Source organism: Bacteroides sp. RTP31139st1_H2_RTP31139_211217 (assembly GCF_040227615.1).
Classification (GTDB): Bacteria; Bacteroidota; Bacteroidia; order Bacteroidales; family Bacteroidaceae; genus Bacteroides; species Bacteroides uniformis.
Genome location: NZ_JBCNZM010000104.1, coordinates 1 through 16518, shown reverse-complemented (window position 1 = coordinate 16518; position 16518 = coordinate 1). Strand labels below are relative to the sequence as shown.

The following is a 16518-nucleotide window of genomic DNA, read 5'->3' as shown; positions in this document are numbered from 1 at the left end:
GGGTTGCTGACCGACGAGAAACTGAAACGGGAAGCAATAGATTATATCCTCGACCGCTTCCAGCAACTATGGAAATTTACCAAGAACTCTTTCACCTCCGTCGAAGAGAAGGAGGTGCTGGCACAAGGCGAACTTATCAGTACCGCTCTGATGCATTTCTACCTGCGCGAGCTGAAAATTCCCAATGCACTGCTTTGTGCATTCGACTTCATGCGTACCGGCCCCGACAACGAACCCGACTTGGAATATATAGAACAAAAACTCCGAGAACAGCTTGCCTGCCATCCCGGCATCAATCTCTTCATCACTCAGGGTTTCATCTGCAAGAATGCCTATAACGAAACAGATAACCTGAAACGCGGCGGCAGTGATTACACTGCTTCCCTCATTGGCACCGCCCTCCAAGCAGACGAGATACAAATATGGACGGACATAGATGGCATGCACAACAATGATCCGCGCGAGGTGTCAGGTACCCGCCCCGTGAAACGCCTCAGCTTCAACGAAGCCGAACAACTGGCCTTCTATGGTGCCAAGATACTGCATCCCTTCTGTATCGCCCCGGCACGCCTAAGGAATATTCCCGTCCGGTTGCTTAACTCTATGGAACCGTCGGCAGAAGACACGCTAATTTCCAACCTGCAGGACGACAATATCATCAAGGCCATAGCCGCCAAGGACCACATCATATACATAAAGTTCGAATCGAACCATAATCTGTGTCCCTATCTGTTCATCAGCAAGATTTTCGACATTTTTGCCAAGTACCGTACCCCCCTCTGCCTGCTGGTATCCTCCAATCTGGACGTATCTGTGGCTATAGACGACTGCACTCGTTTATCGAACATCATCTCCGAACTACGCCAATATGCCCATGTATTGGTAGAAGACCGCATGACCATCGTCTCCGTGGTGGGCAACATGCAATGGGAATATGCCGGGTTTGAGGCAAAGATTATGGAGGCGCTAAAGGACATCCCCCTACGGATGATTTCATATGGCAGCAGCAATAATGACGTGGCATTCGTCATTAAGAATACAGACAAAAAAAGGGCTTTACAAGCCCTAAATGATAAGTTATTCCAACCGGAATATGCAGAACGGAACTAAAAGAAATGGTTCCGTATCTCCTTCGCGATGTAACGGCCCATCAGCTCCTGCCCCGGTTTGTCGGGATGCAACCCGTCGCGCAGATAGCGCCCGCTACCGGAAGGCTGCTCAAACTTTTCGGTGATACCACAATTGGAGTAACAGTCTATCAGCTACACGGAAAGCGCCCGGCACAACTCACGCAAGATGGCAATCTTCTGCAGATTCAGTGCATTGTGTTCGGGGTTGCCGGTCTGAATCGGCGTGCACACGAATACGCGGCATTGGGGATAATGCTCCAGAATGGTCTGAATGGACCAACGGGCACCGCCCGCCATGGTGTTGACATCTACTTCATCGAGCGTCTTCCCTTTAAGGGCCTCTTCGGCACTACCCAAGTTACGGTCATTCGTTCCCATAGAGAACACAAAGACATCGGGCGCAGGGTAAGCGCCACTTTCCACTTCGGCTATGAACTTCTGGATATGCACCTTTGACACGTTGTTGTGCCGCATCTGTAACTCATGCCTATCCTCCGTAACCTGCCAACCGCCAGAGATGCCGGCAAAAGCTTCGCTGCCATAATCCTGAGTATCGGGATGGCATGCCCATGTGGCAGAACCGACCGCCACGTTGTGATGTGTAGCGAATCCGAGTTTATCCACTACAGTCTTAGACCATTGTTCGCCTGCGGTAATGCTGTTTCCGTCGCACCCGAAGTTCAGCTTGCTGAAGTCCGGATAAAGAGATTGCGCGTGCAGCGCAATCCCCATCCAGACAAGAATCCCCAAAACCATCAATCTATTCATCTTCTTATGATAGAAAACCTATGAAAAACGTTCAATAATTTCCATGCACATACGTCCGTTGTGATACGGACATTTCCAGAATCCCGCCTTGTCATCATCGGTGTTCACCGTGCCGTCAGCACGCACGCTCCAATGCCATTCTCCGTACTTGTAGTCTACCAGATGCTGCTTGATGAAGTCCCAACATCGGAGAGCCTTCTGCATGGCCACTTCGTCATCAAAGTGCTGGTAGAGGTTGGCATGTCCCACTACGTTCTCGGCCTGCACCCACCAGTGGCGGTCGGTATCGGTCTTTCCTTTATCCAGAAAAGTCTCGTATATCATGCTGCCGTCGGGCGTCAATCCTTCATCGGCAGCGGCAGCGATGTATTCTACAAGTGGTTCCACTTTCTCCAGGAGGTCCTTATCGCCCAGAACAAGGGCAGCCTCGTGTATCAACCAGGAGGCTTCGATATCGTGCCCATAGGAGACAATGCGGTATTTACTAACCCAATCATCATTGAAGAACAATTCCAGATGACCGGTCTTGATATTCAGAATCCGTTCCGTGAAAAGGCCTATCAAATTGCGCAGTTGCCTCTCCAGACGGGTATCCTTCCACATGCGGAAAAGATTGGTATAAGGTTCCAGAATATGCAGATGGGTATTCATCGTCTTGCGCTCGTTCTCATCCTTGGCGCTGAGGCGCATGTCGGCTATCTCTCCCCATTCGCGGGTCAAGGCTTCACAATAACCGTTCTTCACGGGGTCGAAGCTATGCTCTTCGATAGTCTCGAACAAACGGATGGCATATGCCAGCGCTTCATCATCGCCCGTGGCACGAGCATATTCACTCAGCCCGTAGATGGCGAAACCCAAAGCGTAAATCTGCTTCTTGGTATCGAGCGGATTGCCTTTATAGTCGAGAGACCAGTAAACTCCGCCAAATTCATTGTCGTAGAAACGGTCGATAAGAGTGCGTTTGGCACGCGTAGCCGTTTCCAGATACTCCGGCCTCCTCAGCAAGCGGTATGCAGCCGAAAAGGTCCACAAGATGCGGGCGTTCAGGATGGCCCCCTTTTCAGCTTCGGGCTTCACCTCCTCCCGGCCCGTGATACGGCCGTAGAAACCGCCGTTCACTTCATCCGTCATTCTATTTATCCAGAAGGGGAGGATATTGGAAACCAGCTCCTCCTCCATCTCCTGTTTCATCTTCTTGATATCCACAAGTTTTTGAGTTATGAGTTATAAGTTATGAGTTATTCTGCTAAAGGTTCTCACGGCGCTCTTTCAGGTCTGCATTGATGGCTGCCATACGCGTCTTATTCAATGGATAGATGAATACGACAACGATGGAAAGTGCGGCTATCGCAGCAGGAATAAAGCTCATCAGATACTTCAAGCCATCCAGCGCCTCGGGAGTCTGCACGGCATTCTCTGCGGTATTGTAACCGAAGAATGCCAACAGTGCCATTACTGCCCAGCCTGCAAATGCACCGCCAAACTTCTGCGCCATAGAACCGGAAGAGAATATCAGCCCCGTAGAGGATGTGCCATCCTTTTGCTCGGCATAGTCCGCCACATCCGCATACATGCTCCAAATCAACGGAGATACGATACCGGTGCAGATGGAGATAAGCACCTGGAAAATCATCATCAGCCACCATCCCAGCCCGTCATTCGGCACAAAGAAGAAGAGCACGCTGAGCACTACCAGGCACACGAGCGAAATGATATAAGTGGACTTCTTTCCAAACTTCATGGACAGAGGCACAGCCAGCGCCACACCAATCATATTACACACTTCACCCACCATCAGGAACAAGCCGGCATACAATACCAGATTGAACACCCCGAAATCGAGGAATGCATTGGCACTGATATAGTCCTTGAAGAAGTAGGCGGCAGTAGCTCCGCGTACCGTATTGAAGAAATTCGACAACAACGCCGCACCATTCAATATCCACCAAGGCGAATTGCGCACCAGTGACTTCACATCCTTACCGATGGATTCGGACGCCACACTCTTGACATGCTCGCGCGTCATGCTAAAGCAAAACAGAAAACCCAAAAAGCAGAGCGTGGCAATGCATACCATGGCATATTGCCAACTGGAAGCATTGCTATAGTCCATTGATTTAAACCAATTACACAATGGCTCCCATGCTCCCAAAGCGATAAAACTACCTCCGTATGCAAAAAACATACGGTAAGAAGAGAAAACCGTTTTTGTGTTCGAATCATCAGTCATTACTCCCAACATAGCCCCGTATGGTACATTGATTGCCGTATATACCGTCATCATCAGGATGTAAGTGACATAAGCCCATACCAGCTTACCCGTTGTCCCCATGTCGGGCGTTGTAAAAAGTAAAATCCCGGCAATGGCAAAAGGAGCTGCAATCCACAACAAATAAGGACGGTATTTACCCCAACGCGTATGAGTACGGTCTGCAATGACTCCCATCATCGGATCGGACACTGCATCCCAAATACGTGTCACCAGCATCAGCAATCCTGCATCAGCCAAGCTCAAGCCAAAAATATTCGAATAGAAGAACGGTAAGTAATAGGAGAATATTTTCCAGAACATAGAGGAAGACATATCCCCGAAACCATAACCGATTTTCTCTTTTAGTGTTGCCATAGTATGTTGTATTTTTATTATTTCATTATCTGCAAATTCTTGTCTATCAGCTTCTTCAACGTTTCTACCGAAGCTGATGAAGACAAGCCGTCAGCAGGCGTATTCATGCAATAGTCCACCAGCTTATCAATGGTAGAGGTAGCCACATGCATCCGCGTGTCGGAAGAAGCGTAGTAGATGAATACTGTTCCGTCTTCGTCGGCAATCCAGCCGTTGGTGAAAAGTACATTGCTTACGTCACCTATACGCTCCTCACCCTCGGGTACCATAAAGGCCCCACCGGGAGTGGCAATCAGTTTCGTCGGGTCTTCCAGGGAAGTCATGTACATATAGAGCACATAACGCAATCCGGCGGCACAACCGCGGACACCATGAGCCAGATGCAACCATCCTTTCGGAGTCTTGATGGGATGCGGACCTTCACCATTCTTCACCTCCTTGATGGTGTGATAGTAGCGCTGGTCGATAATCTTCTCTTCCTTCACCTCAGCATGGGTTATGTCGTCCACCAGCGCCCAGCCGATACCACCACCGCTGCCGGCATCAATAAAGCCATCCTGCGGACGGGTATAGAGGGCATATTTGCCATCTACAAACTCCGGGTGCAGCACTACGTTGCGTTGCTGGCTCTTGGTCTTCAGGTCGGGCAGGCGTTCCCAGTTCTTTAAATCCTTGGTGCGGGCAATGGCAGCTGTAGCCGTAGCCGAGGACAAATCACCGGCAGGCGCATTGTCGTCGTGGCGTTCGGCGCAGAAGATACCGTAAATCCAGCCGTCCTCATGAGCCGTGAGGCGCATGTCGTATACATTCGTTGCCGGAATCGCGTCTTCGGGCATGGTGATGGGATAATCCCAGAACCGGAAATTATCAATGCCGTTGGGACTCTCGGCTACGGCAAAGAACGACTTACGGTCAGCGCCCTCTACACGTACCACCATCAGATACTTGCCATTCCACTTAATGGCCCCCGAATTCATGGTCGCATTCATACCGATACGTTCCATCAGGTACGGGTTGGACTTCTCATCCAAATCATACCGCCAGAATACAGGTGTATGAGCAGCCGTCACTACCGGATATTTATAGCGGGTGAATATGCCATTGCCGTCTTCCACGGCCACATTCTTTCTCGTAATCAACTCTTCGTGTCTCTGAAAGAGCCTCTCTACCTTTTCTTTAAAAGCTTCCATGTCTGTTATATTGATTGTTTGTTTATTGATACAGATTTACATCAGCTGCAAACAGCGTCTTGGGATTGTTATAGAACTCCACAAAATCCTCCGCAGATGTCTGTCCCGGATAGGGGGCATAGTAATGGGTCACCTTTTCACGGGCATTGCGCCACACCAGCACATAGGCAAGCGGATATTTCTCCAACGCAGGCAGCAGAGTACCAGTCCACCATTTGGCATCGGGAATTCCTTCGTAACCGGTTTCGGTCACAGCAATCACCTTATTGTGTGCTTTCCCTACACTGTCGATAATGGAAAGTGCCCTATCCATCCCGGCAAGATAGGCATCCCGATCGAACTGATAGGTATCGAAACCGATAACGTCTATCAACTCATCGCCCGGATACTTCTTCAAATATTCCGTCGTGTCCTTGGGTTCCGTGCCCGGAGAGTAAGCATAAAGTGCATTGTCCACTCCTTTGGCCTGCAGAGTATCCACTGTCATGTGCCACAATGCCTTATACTCTTCAGGGGTACACAGTTTTTCGCCCCACCAGAACCAGCTGCCGCTGTGTTCGTGCCAGGGACGGAAAAGTACGGGTATCTTCACGCCGTCCGCCGTCTTCAACGAATGAAGGAAATCGGCCACTCCTCCCAACCAGCCGGCAAATTTCTGGTGATTCTCGCCACCAGGCAAGATGGACTTCACCACCGTCGTATCCGATACATCCCAGGCATCACCGCCCGTCTTGGGATTGCGCGCATGCCAACTGAGCGAAACCATGCCGCCCCGCTGATACTGATTGATTATCTCTTTCCTGATTTTATCGAAGGGAACCTTATCCAGATTGGCGGCATTCCCAAGTTCCAGCTCTCCCAAATCAAAGCTGATAACAGCCGGATAGTCGCCACACACGCTTTTCACATCCGAACGGCCTTCCTCACCTTCCCAGCCGATACCATATACCGTATCGTCATGATGGCCGAGCATGATACCTTTGGAAGGGATTTTTTTCAAGTTAGCCAGTAAGTTCTCCGTTTCCTGCGTACGCGCAGCAGCCGTCTCTTCATTCACACTCTGTTCTTTCTTGGAAGAACCGCAGGCGGTCAACAGACTTGCCGCCAGAATCATCATAGCAAATTTTACTTTTCTCATATCCATGTTTTTCAATCTGGTATTGTTATTGGTAACACTAATTCCTGGCACAAAGATAGCGGATTGCACCAAGAGAAAATGATACAATTTTATCCCTTTACTGTATTAAAAAGCAGAATATAAAAAACGTATCATCTAACTTTCACCGGAACGCGCTTCCGCGAGACAATTCCCCGTTCCACTTTCCGGCGTTCCAGCTTCACCGGTTCGCTTGTAAAATCGGGAACATTGTACGAGTAGACCAGACGGTCGTAATACTCCCAAGGATTTTCCTGAGGAAGCAGGAAAGGCTTGCCCACCACCCCATTCTCATCCATACTTGCCAGATACAGACGGGTATAAAGCCCATCTCCCCTGCGGCTACTGAACACAAACCATCGGGAGTTGCTGCTCCAGTTATGGAAACTTTCCGTATCATCGCTGTTCACCTCCTTTATGGGACGCATACCGCCATCCTTCAAATCCAACAGCCATAAATCGGCTTCTTTATGCCAAATTGAGAAATTCCCGTAATCCGACAAAGTAAACATGATATACTCGCCATCGTACGAGGGCCTCGGGAAGGAGATGCTTTTCTTCATAGCTGCCGCATTGACCAGCGTATCTATCTTTTCGCCAAATGTCCCGTCTTCCGGATTGAAATCTATACTACACAAGCTATAACGTATTTCCTTATATTCCGCCGGTATCGGCTTGGCCTCCGCAGTACAGAAATACAGTTTGCGTCCGTCCGGTGAAAATACTGGAAAGGTTTCGAAGACTTCCTTCTTCTGAAGCAAGGGAGAGAGCAGTAATTCATGTGTCTCGGGATGATAGACCAGTACATCCGATTCCAAGTCGAGCACTTCCACACGCTCATCCTTCACCGCATGGAAAGACTGGCGCGTATTGTTGACAGAATAGGCAATATATTTGCCGTTTGGATGCCAATAAGGGTACACCCCCGCAGAGAGAGTGGAATCCGTTTTCGTATCCAGCATTTCGCGCTTCCCGTCTATCTGCATCAAGGTCCCTCCGTTCTTTCCACGGATATGCAGGCTCAGATGGTCCGGATTTGTTTTGTTGAAAGCATGACAATTCAGGCACATGCCCGGCACCATGGTATTCTCCAGCAAGGGACGCTCCTCGAACGAAGCAAGGTCACGCTCATAAATGCCCATCTTGCTATAAACTTCATATCCGGGAGCCAGCTTGCGGTATACCACCCCATAATCTATAGGATACGGACTGACATACATGGGAAAAGAGCGGTACTGTTTCCACTCGCCGTCTTTCCGGATACATACCGTAAACAGAAGGCTATCACCCTTGTTCTCCTCCAAAAGCTCTTGCCATGCATCTTGCGGAAATGATACTATTTTATCATTTACGTGCATCTCTCCGGACTTTCCTCCGGTCACGGTCACATCCACACGTTCGTACGCTCCACCAATACAATTGAAATTCATAGGAGCAATGGTTGCAGGAATAGTCACACCGATATAGTCGGGATAGATATCCGGCCATTCATCCACCCTTTCCGGGGAAGTCACCGGATTGCCGCAAGCGGCAAACCACCATGCAGCCATTATGCAAACAGCTATATTCTTCATCTTTTTCATTTTACTTTCTTAGTAGCAAATAATTCCAGTATGTACTGCCGAAACGCGCCTCCAACATCTGCCGGGCATTCTGCTGCGAGGTATATATCCGCGCAAATTCCGTTACATCCCGCACCACTTGGGGCGAAATGCTCCACGGCATACCCTGGAAGTTCTTGTGCGTCTGTGTCCATACATATATCAACGCCTCTTGATAGCTGCGGGGAATATGGTCGTAGCCGGCATGCTTACCCAGCGGATAGTACTTCATGAAACGTTCCAAATCACGTTGCTGCAGGACATAGGCCAGCATATACTCAAATGCCATCCGGTTCCGGTGGTTGTGCTGGTAAAGCAGCCCCAGCATGATGTCCGTTTCCTGGCTGCTGAACAAGAAGTCTTCCGTATAGCGTATCTGCCTTAACCAACCCCACTCCTTGTGGGCATTGATTTTTTCCTCATTATACAGATAGGTCATGGCATCCTCTGCCCAATCCCTGTAGAAGATTGTCTTCCTCAACAAACGCAGGTACTTGGCTGCCACTTCGTATTGCCCGTTTATCAGGTTCGTCTCTGCCAGACGCTTGAAGCAACGGCCACTCTTGTTGAAGTTAGGTATGGCCTCCATCGCCTCAAAAGTGAAACGCTGTGCCGTATTGACCATACCCAAATGATAGTATGCCTCACTGGTGGGCAACGGAGAAGTAAAATCACGCTGAAACTCCGGCAGCAGCCCTTCCGTCCCGTTCTGGTAAAACTCGAACATACGGTCGCCCATCTGTCCCGTCTTTCCCAAAGCAAGATTCAGGCAGGTCACGCCGAAAGGTGAAACCGGTGACTTCTCTTCTGCCTTTTCTATAATCTCCTGCCATTGTTTATTACGTACCAGCTGGTCATACTCCATCGCTTCCTCTTTATCCATATCGCAACCGGCCGCCACGTAGTAATAGCCGAACAATGTTACCGCCACCACTTGCAGAACTCCATAAAATACCGGCTTCTTCTTCAAAGCGGGCAAAGCGGACAGCAGGAAGGGGAGAACAACCAGTAATACGGCAAGCCCTATCTCTATCCAGGGAATCACTGCCGGGAAACGGTAATATCCTATACCACCCATCAGACGGTAAATGGGGAATTGTACCCACATGCTTGCCAATAGCGGACAACCGATACCCCACAATCCTACACCCCAGAACACTCCGACACCACCCCAGAAATTCTTACCTTTAAGATTCAACCGGAACTCGCGTACAATCACCCAGCCCATAAAGATGAAGTGTGCCGCACCCGCTGTCCAGTAAAGCAGCGGAAGGACTATCAGAATGTATGCCACACGCTGCCACTTCCCTTTCAAATCCGCATACCAGCAGGATGCAGACAATGCTAACAGCAGAGCCACCACCAATGACAGCATCGCATTTTCATCACCCATGAAATGCCACAAGACAATGATGGGCAGAAAACTCAGCGGATAATACACATCAGCCGCACCCTGCTCCTTCGCCAGTTTCCAAACCAACCGTTGCAACAACACGTACAAAAAAGCCAGAATACAAGCTCCCGCCCACACGTGATAATAGAACTGCGTCAGATACTCAGCGATATAATCGGCCAACCCACCGGGAACCACTATCCGTTCCCACCAGTAGTCGGCATCGAACAAGAAAAGCTGGAACTGCTCCTGATAGGAAATATGGGCCGGATATACGCTTCCCCAAAAGAGAAGCACCGCTACGCCAAAAAGTATCGACAACCCTATCTTCCAAGTCTTTTTCAGAAATAAGAACATTTACTATTTACAATTTATTATTTACAATTTGGTACTCTCTGTATGTCTTGTCATTTGAATTCCTCAGCCTTCAGTTGCCGGTTTATCCGCTTGATGGAAGAAGCATCAAAAGGAACGGGAGTAGCCGACAAATCGGGAATATTGTAGGATTTCAATGTCAAATCGTCTTTTTCAGGGTCCGACTGGGGTAGCACAAAAGGCTTATGCGCCTTCCCTTCAGCATCCAGATAGGCAAAATAAACCCGCCCGTACTGCCCGTCACCCCGCTTGCTGGCAAAGGCAAACCAACGGCTGCCTGACGACCAACTGTGATAAGTGTCCGAACGGCTGGAGTTGACCATTGGCAGGGAGTCGATGGCGCCCGTCTGCAAATCCATCAGCTGCAATTCCGTCTCCCGGTGCCAAATGGGGAATGTTCCATAATCAGCAACGGTATAAAGCAGGTAGCGTCCGTCCGGTGAGGCTTTCGGATGACACACGGAGCCTTTCTCCAGCCGGGCATTCCAAAGGGTATCCACGCGGTCACCCCATGCGCCGTGATTGGCATCGAACGCAATGCGGCAAAGCGAATAGCGTAATTGCTGTACGCTGTCCGGCAATGGCACAGTCGGAGCTGAGCAGTAATATATCCATTTCCCATCGGCAGAGAATGTGGGAAAAGTTTCCAATACGGTGGAATCCGCCGTAAGCGGAGATAGAATCATCCGGTTTCCGTCAAAATCGGCGACAGCCAAATCGGAGACGGTATCGTAAACTTCCAGACGGCGGTTACTTTCCGTATGGAACATGGGAATAATCACATTAGACGAGAACACACCATACCGCCCGTCAGGATGGAAATCCCCGTAGACAGCCGCAGATATCATCTGTTCATTCTTCAAGGCAAGCTTACGGAGCTTGCCGTCACGGTTCAGGACAGTCCCCCCTCCCTCACCCCGAAGATGGAACATCGAAAGGTTGCCACTATTTCCTCCGTGCACATGACAGTTCATGCACTTGCCGTCTGTCTGACTGTTATCCGCCAAAATACGCTCTTCGAAATTCTCAATACAACGTTCACGTATCTGCAAGGTATTCCATACCTCATAACCGGGCTCTATCAGACGGTAACTGACATAGGCGTCAAGCTTGTCCGCCACTACCTGCCATGCAAAGGAAGGATAGCGCAGCCAGCGGCCGTCGGTACGGGCAGTAACAGTTACTTCCAAAGTATGTTCCTTCTCCGCTTCAAGCAATGCACGCCAAGCTTTCAAGGGGAATATCGCCTTGTTCCCGCGCGCATTTATCTCCAAGCTGTCCGATGCTCCCTTTACACTCACGCATACCGCATCCACCCCTTCATTCCGCACAAGGAAATTCAAAGGAGCCACATTGTAGGGAATGGTTACATCCTGATATTCCGGATAGAGCACCAATAACCGGTCTGCAGGCTGTACAGACTCCGGACGGGGACTGCAAGCATATAGGCAGTAGCACAGTAACAGCCCCACAACAACTTGTATATATTTCATATCTATGTTCATCATAAATCACTTCCCCTTTTTCATCGTAGCATAGTGGAAATAAAACCAATATGTTTTTCCGTATTTGGCTTGCAAAGGGGCACCATTACCACCATTCGCCTCGTACAGTCGGGTATAATCGCCAAATTCATCCAATACTTGAGGCGGTATATTCCATTTTTCCACTTCATCCAACGAAGCCTTTTTCCCGGCAAGATAGATAAGTAAACCTTCGGCATACAATCTGGAAGGAAACTTCTTTGCAGCAAACTCCCGATAATCTCCGGCGAAAGCCCCAATATCCTTATTCAGCAAATCAAAGCAGAGAAGGTAATCGCATGCCAACGTATTATCAGGATTGTTACGCAACAGATGACGAAGTGAAAGCGGAATGTCGGCAGAAGAACGCAAAGTATCCGTTGCAGGCAACAACAACCGCTTCCGTTCCAGCCATTGGCAGACTTCGGCCGTCTGTTTTCCGGGAATACGTCGTTCTGCCCAATCACGGTAACACATTGTCTTTTGCAGGAGACGAAGATATTTCATAGCCGCCGCCTCATCACCGTTCACCAGGTTGATTTCCGCCAAACGCTTGACAGCTCTTGCCCCGGTGTGGTGCGGAGAAAAAATCATTCCCAGAATGGCGGCATGTTCAGCCATCGTCATATCTCCCAACGCAAACCAGACTTCATTGGCTGCATAAATAGTGAGGTAGGTAGAATGGGGAGCCACAGGCAGAAACAGCCCTTGCGAAGCCGGTTGATAACCATCCATCAGCCGGTCGGGAAGCCGGTTCTGCTGTGCATTCAGCAAATTATAATAATAGGCAGTGAACGGAGAGCGGTATTCACCCTCCACCAACAGTTTCCGTACTTTTTCCGAACGGCCGAAATACATTTCCGAATCCAACGCCAAAAGATATTCCCGCCCTAAATCGGGCATATTGTACCATCGTGACGACCAATCGCCACAGCCAAACAGCCAATAGCCGGACAATACCGCCAATATGCTTACCGGTAAGCCCGACTTCCACGAACGTCGCATGCAGCTACGGCACAACAACAAAACACCTCCGATACCGGTTAAAGCGATTGTGCCGGAAAGCGGATAACTCAATCCGCATTGCCTTCCTGCCTCCCAAGCCACCGCCAACACCGTAGGAATCCACGCCCAACGTCCCATGTACGGAGCCAACAAACGAAACACCACCACTCCCCAAAGCAACAGCACGACAGCCATTATGGTCGGGCCACCCCCTTCGTAATAAAAGAATTGAGTGAGGAAATCTCCTGACAGACGTGCCAGAGCCGCCGGATGCCGCAGATACCCGGCCAATGGTTCGGTGGCAAGCAAAAAGAGCTGTGTCTGCTCCCGATGGAACAGATGATAGGGCAATATCCGGAAGAAAAAAAGAAACAACGCCAAAGCACCGATTCCTGCCGCTCCCCATTCAATGTATTTCCTTCTGCAAGCTTTCATCCAACAGTTTTTGTTGTTCTTCCGTCAAGGAGCCACGCACCATCTTCCGCATGAATGTCCCCAACGTATTGTTTCCCTGCTCTTTCAAAAACAGAAAGTTCGTTTCCTGCTCCTGCATCCTCAGACTGTCACGTATCCGTATCAGATGCAGTGAATCTTTTCCGGTGGCATTCCGTAGTCCCGTCCGGATAAAATGGTAAGCCTCTTGCTTCTTTTCCCTCCCCTCTTTCCATTTCTGAAGGGCATCATTTTGCGGAGTGCCCGTTACCGAACCGACAGAGTCGGCCTTCACATGTATGGTTCCCGGCTCCGTCACCACCAGCAGTTCCTGGATGTAGATACGCAGCAGATGGCGCAGACGCAACACCCTCATCTCCTCCCCTTGTCCGGAAAAAGAAAAAGAGGCATTGGTTATCTTTACAGAATCCACCCGCCCCGGCGCATTCTCCATCGGCACGAGGTATATCCATTCCCCGTCGTATTTCACCGACGGCAACGTTCCTTCAATCACATAATTCTGTCCGGAATTTCCACAACTTGCCCAAAGAAGGCAACTGATACAGAAAAGCAAGATACGTGTTTTCATCCTTATACATTAGAATTTCAACAAAGGTAGGCGTTTACCAACTGTCAGCCTAATATTCAATTAACCAAAGATAATATTTTTAATCAGAGATTTTCTTCACCGCCATACACTCCATTTCCACCAGCCACCCCGGGCGACAGACGGGAGCCAGCGTAATCACTCTCGGCGTATCGGGAAAACGCTTGTCAAACATCTCTTTCACTACAGCATAATCCGCAATATCACGCAGATAGACAATGATATGCCCTACATCTCCAAAGCCGCAGTCAGCTTCCTTCAGCAGAGCCTCCACATTCTCCCACATCCGTTCTGTCTGACGGCGTACATCTCCGGCATACATCACTTCCCCACGGTTGTTGATACTCGCCGTACCGGAAATGAGTACTTGCCGACGGTCGTCGTAATCCACCGCCGTTCCCCGTTCGAAACTGACTCCATACTCATAAGTGGGGTTCAGATGTGTGCGGGCATAGAGATATTTGATTTGTCCGGGCTTTAATCCCGCTACAGCAAAAGCGTCAAGCATCACCAATGCTTTCGGATCGGCATGACGCCCACCGATACCGGTACTGGCAATATAGTGCGTGTTCTCCGTCAGGTTCTGGGTGACGAACATCTCATTGCGTGCCTTGACTACACCGGCATAATTGCAATCCACATTCTGCACAAATATCCAGGTACGCAGGCAATTGTCGGCCAGAGTACACCCTTCCTCCATCAGTTGCATGGCATAGTCGTTGAGCAAAAGACGCATCTGGTATTCCGAATTGGCGGCACGATTGAAGCTGCCTCCCATCCAGAGCTGGCGGTAAGCACCGTGTTTCACTTCATACAGTCCGTTCGGCAGCACTCGTGTCTGCACATCGGTCTGCAGATAGGCCCACAAAGCAATCTTGGTGCCATCCAGCGGAGGCTGTTCCACCACAGACAGCGCGCAATCGGAGCTTTCCGCCGTAGCGGCAAGCAACAGTTCCGCTTGGTTGGCGGCATCACTCAGGAAGTATCTTTTAAAAACCGCCACGGCTCCGGACAGTTCTTTTTTCAGTAAAGCGGCATACGCATCCAACACGACATTCATCTGTTCACGATAGGTCTGTTTCGGGTCAGTGGCATGTATCATCACATGGTATTCCGTCACTCCGCCGGTCACAACAAATGCAGCCACTTCCGCCCTGCCTGAAGGATAAGAGTATGATGTGTATTTCATATCATTAACAAGAGATTGTTTCAATCGCAAAGATAAGTTTTTTATCCGACAAGGAGTAGTGAAAATCGCAACTTTCGCTTGTTTTGTTCTTATAAAAAAGTTACTTTTATAGAAATCTATAAAATATACAGTTATTATGAGCGAAAATATTTATCCCATCGGCATCTACAACCTGAATTAATAGGAATCTATGTCAATCCGTAATGAGACTATAAACCGGCTTTCTCTTCCTTCACCCCTTCACCTTTCGCATTATTTCCCTATCGTTCAACCCTTTCCGGTGAAACTTCTTTCTTCCTTCTCACCACCTCATATACATTGCCGTACTTCGTATGCCGGCGTTTCAGTCCCACCCGCAGCAGCACCGAACCGAACTGCATGGGATTGCTGCCACGCATCAAGGCGGGATGCGTTTTTTGTAACTCATCAAAGATGTCGGCGGCAGTCAGGTCGAAGCTCTTCTCTGCCGGAAGCGGGGTACGAAACAAGCTGTGAACCGCCTCCTCCACAAGGCTGACACGATAGAAAGCCTCGTTATGCCATTGCAGTTCCTCCTCCTCCGGCTTGGTGAACCAGTTGCGCCGCCCGGCAATGAGTTCCGCTTTCAGTTGGGCAAAAATCTGGTCGTGCTCTATGCCTATGCAGTCAATATTGTGCTTCACCTCGATGCAGAGGAAGCGCCGGCTCCCGGTGGGGTCGGTCAGCAGGTCGAACCGGTTGCTGGTGCCGATGAACGAGGCGATACGGGGCAGTTGCCTGAAGTTCTGCTGATAGGCCTTGCGGATGTTGAGCACCGACATCTGCATCAGATTTTTCAGTAAGGGCATTTTGTTGTCGGCATACTTGTCGAACTCGTCCATATTGAGCAGCCCCATTTCCGCCAGCATTCTCTCAGCTTGTCCCTGCGAGGTCAGTTTCAGGTTGTCGGCGTAGTAACGCGTCAGCACGTCAGGCATCAAGGCGCGACAAAAGCTGGATTTCCGTCGTCCCTGCTCGCGGCTGACGAGAACGGGAGCCACGCTGTTGGCATGCAGTCCGGACACGCCCATCCATTGCGAGGCAAGTCCCAGCATCCAGGTATGGAATCCCCGCACCCAGTGAGGCCGAGAAGAGACGCGGCAGGCAAGCGCAGTCAGCCGGTCCTTGCCGTCCCAATCGGGCAGTTCGTCCATGTAGAGCAGGAAGGGATGGTAGGCAGGGATGTAAGTGGAATAGACGTATCGGTTCAAGTCCTTGTCCCAGCAAGGAATACCTTCGGCATGGGCTTCGATGCAGAAAGTGTTCAACTCGCGCTTGCCCACGGGGGTGAAGGCGGCAGAGCGTTGTCCGGCGGGGCGGAACTCGGTTTCATCCGTCAGCAGATTATAGCGAAAGTCGTAGCGCGAAGTGAGGAACTCCTCGATGTCGCCGCTCAGTGCAGTCACGGTGCTTGCGGCTTTCGCGCTCCGGCGGCGCTGCTCTTCCCGCTCCTTCCAGTTTCGGTCGGTCGTTTCTTTTTGTTCGGGTTTCATCCATTCGGAAAA

The 16518-nt window shown here is 50.0% G+C and carries 12 protein-coding genes and 1 pseudogene; 1 reads left to right on the top strand and 12 read right to left on the bottom strand.

All coding sequences use genetic code 11. The annotated features are described in order from the left end of the window. On the top strand, nucleotides 1-1110 hold a 1110-nt coding region (locus ABUA47_RS16110; RefSeq protein ID WP_349831761.1), incomplete at its 5' end, for an ACT domain-containing protein. Here the strand turns inward: ABUA47_RS16110 and ABUA47_RS16105 are convergent. The 12 genes and pseudogenes from ABUA47_RS16105 to ABUA47_RS16050 all read right to left on the bottom strand — a co-directional run bounded on the left by ABUA47_RS16105 (nucleotide 1107) and on the right by ABUA47_RS16050 (nucleotide 16506). Next, nucleotides 1107-1898 (bottom strand): annotated as a pseudogene (locus tag ABUA47_RS16105) (SGNH/GDSL hydrolase family protein). The gene ABUA47_RS16110 and the pseudogene ABUA47_RS16105 overlap by 4 nt on opposite strands. A gap of 18 nt (nucleotides 1899-1916) precedes the next feature. Beyond that, nucleotides 1917-3104, bottom strand: a complete 1188-nt coding sequence (locus ABUA47_RS16100; RefSeq protein ID WP_005834850.1) for an AGE family epimerase/isomerase — start codon at nucleotides 3102-3104, stop codon at nucleotides 1917-1919. 40 nt (nucleotides 3105-3144) lie between these two features. Beyond that, nucleotides 3145-4524: an MFS transporter gene (locus ABUA47_RS16095; RefSeq protein WP_005824990.1), complete on the bottom strand. Its 1380-nt coding sequence runs from the start codon at nucleotides 4522-4524 to the stop codon at nucleotides 3145-3147. 17 nt (nucleotides 4525-4541) lie between these two features. Next, nucleotides 4542-5714, bottom strand: coding sequence for a glycosidase (locus ABUA47_RS16090; protein ID WP_005824991.1), 1173 nt, complete (start codon nucleotides 5712-5714; stop codon nucleotides 4542-4544). Nucleotides 5715-5736: 22 nt separating this feature from the next. Further along, nucleotides 5737-6852, bottom strand: a complete 1116-nt coding sequence (locus ABUA47_RS16085; RefSeq protein ID WP_005834842.1) for a glycoside hydrolase family 26 protein — start codon at nucleotides 6850-6852, stop codon at nucleotides 5737-5739. Nucleotides 6853-6983: 131 nt separating this feature from the next. Then, nucleotides 6984-8444, bottom strand: a complete 1461-nt coding sequence (locus ABUA47_RS16080; RefSeq protein WP_005834841.1) for a TolB family protein — start codon at nucleotides 8442-8444, stop codon at nucleotides 6984-6986. Between the two features lie 10 nt (nucleotides 8445-8454). Then, the gene (locus ABUA47_RS16075; protein WP_005824995.1) at nucleotides 8455-10221 is read right to left on the bottom strand and encodes a DUF6057 family protein; all 1767 of its coding nucleotides are present in this window, start codon (nucleotides 10219-10221) and stop codon (nucleotides 8455-8457) included. 50 nt (nucleotides 10222-10271) lie between these two features. After that, complete coding sequence (locus ABUA47_RS16070) at nucleotides 10272-11747, bottom strand: TolB family protein (RefSeq protein WP_057254008.1); 1476 nt, start codon at nucleotides 11745-11747, stop codon at nucleotides 10272-10274. A 3-nt stretch (nucleotides 11748-11750) separates the two neighbouring features. After that, nucleotides 11751-13202, bottom strand: a complete 1452-nt coding sequence (locus ABUA47_RS16065; RefSeq protein ID WP_005824997.1) for a DUF6057 family protein — start codon at nucleotides 13200-13202, stop codon at nucleotides 11751-11753. Continuing rightward, entirely contained in the window at nucleotides 13174-13788 is a 615-nt protein-coding gene (locus ABUA47_RS16060; RefSeq protein WP_005824998.1) for a DUF4369 domain-containing protein, read from the bottom strand. The genes ABUA47_RS16065 and ABUA47_RS16060 overlap by 29 nt, the downstream gene beginning before the upstream one ends. Nucleotides 13789-13867: 79 nt before the next feature. After that, the gene (locus ABUA47_RS16055; RefSeq protein ID WP_005825000.1) at nucleotides 13868-14995 is read right to left on the bottom strand and encodes a Rid family hydrolase; all 1128 of its coding nucleotides are present in this window, start codon (nucleotides 14993-14995) and stop codon (nucleotides 13868-13870) included. 260 nt (nucleotides 14996-15255) lie between these two features. Then, nucleotides 15256-16506: a VapE domain-containing protein gene (locus ABUA47_RS16050; RefSeq protein ID WP_349831762.1), complete on the bottom strand. Its 1251-nt coding sequence runs from the start codon at nucleotides 16504-16506 to the stop codon at nucleotides 15256-15258. Nucleotides 16507-16518 lie beyond the last annotated feature (12 nt).

Excerpts from the sequence above, each read along its gene's own strand:
- ABUA47_RS16095 (WP_005824990.1), bottom strand. The coding sequence starts at position 4,524 with ATGGCAACACTAAAAGAGAAAATCGGTTATGGTTTCGGGGATATGTCT.
- ABUA47_RS16090 (WP_005824991.1), bottom strand. The coding sequence starts at position 5,714 with ATGGAAGCTTTTAAAGAAAAGGTAGAGAGGCTCTTTCAGAGACACGAA.
- ABUA47_RS16085 (WP_005834842.1), bottom strand. The coding sequence starts at position 6,852 with ATGAGAAAAGTAAAATTTGCTATGATGATTCTGGCGGCAAGTCTGTTG.
- ABUA47_RS16080 (WP_005834841.1), bottom strand. The coding sequence starts at position 8,444 with ATGAAGAATATAGCTGTTTGCATAATGGCTGCATGGTGGTTTGCCGCT.
- ABUA47_RS16075 (WP_005824995.1), bottom strand. The coding sequence starts at position 10,221 with ATGTTCTTATTTCTGAAAAAGACTTGGAAGATAGGGTTGTCGATACTT.
- ABUA47_RS16070 (WP_057254008.1), bottom strand. The coding sequence starts at position 11,747 with ATGATGAACATAGATATGAAATATATACAAGTTGTTGTGGGGCTGTTA.
- ABUA47_RS16065 (WP_005824997.1), bottom strand. The coding sequence starts at position 13,202 with ATGAAAGCTTGCAGAAGGAAATACATTGAATGGGGAGCGGCAGGAATC.
- ABUA47_RS16060 (WP_005824998.1), bottom strand. The coding sequence starts at position 13,788 with ATGAAAACACGTATCTTGCTTTTCTGTATCAGTTGCCTTCTTTGGGCA.
- ABUA47_RS16055 (WP_005825000.1), bottom strand. The coding sequence starts at position 14,995 with ATGAAATACACATCATACTCTTATCCTTCAGGCAGGGCGGAAGTGGCT.
- ABUA47_RS16050 (WP_349831762.1), bottom strand. The coding sequence starts at position 16,506 with ATGAAACCCGAACAAAAAGAAACGACCGACCGAAACTGGAAGGAGCGG.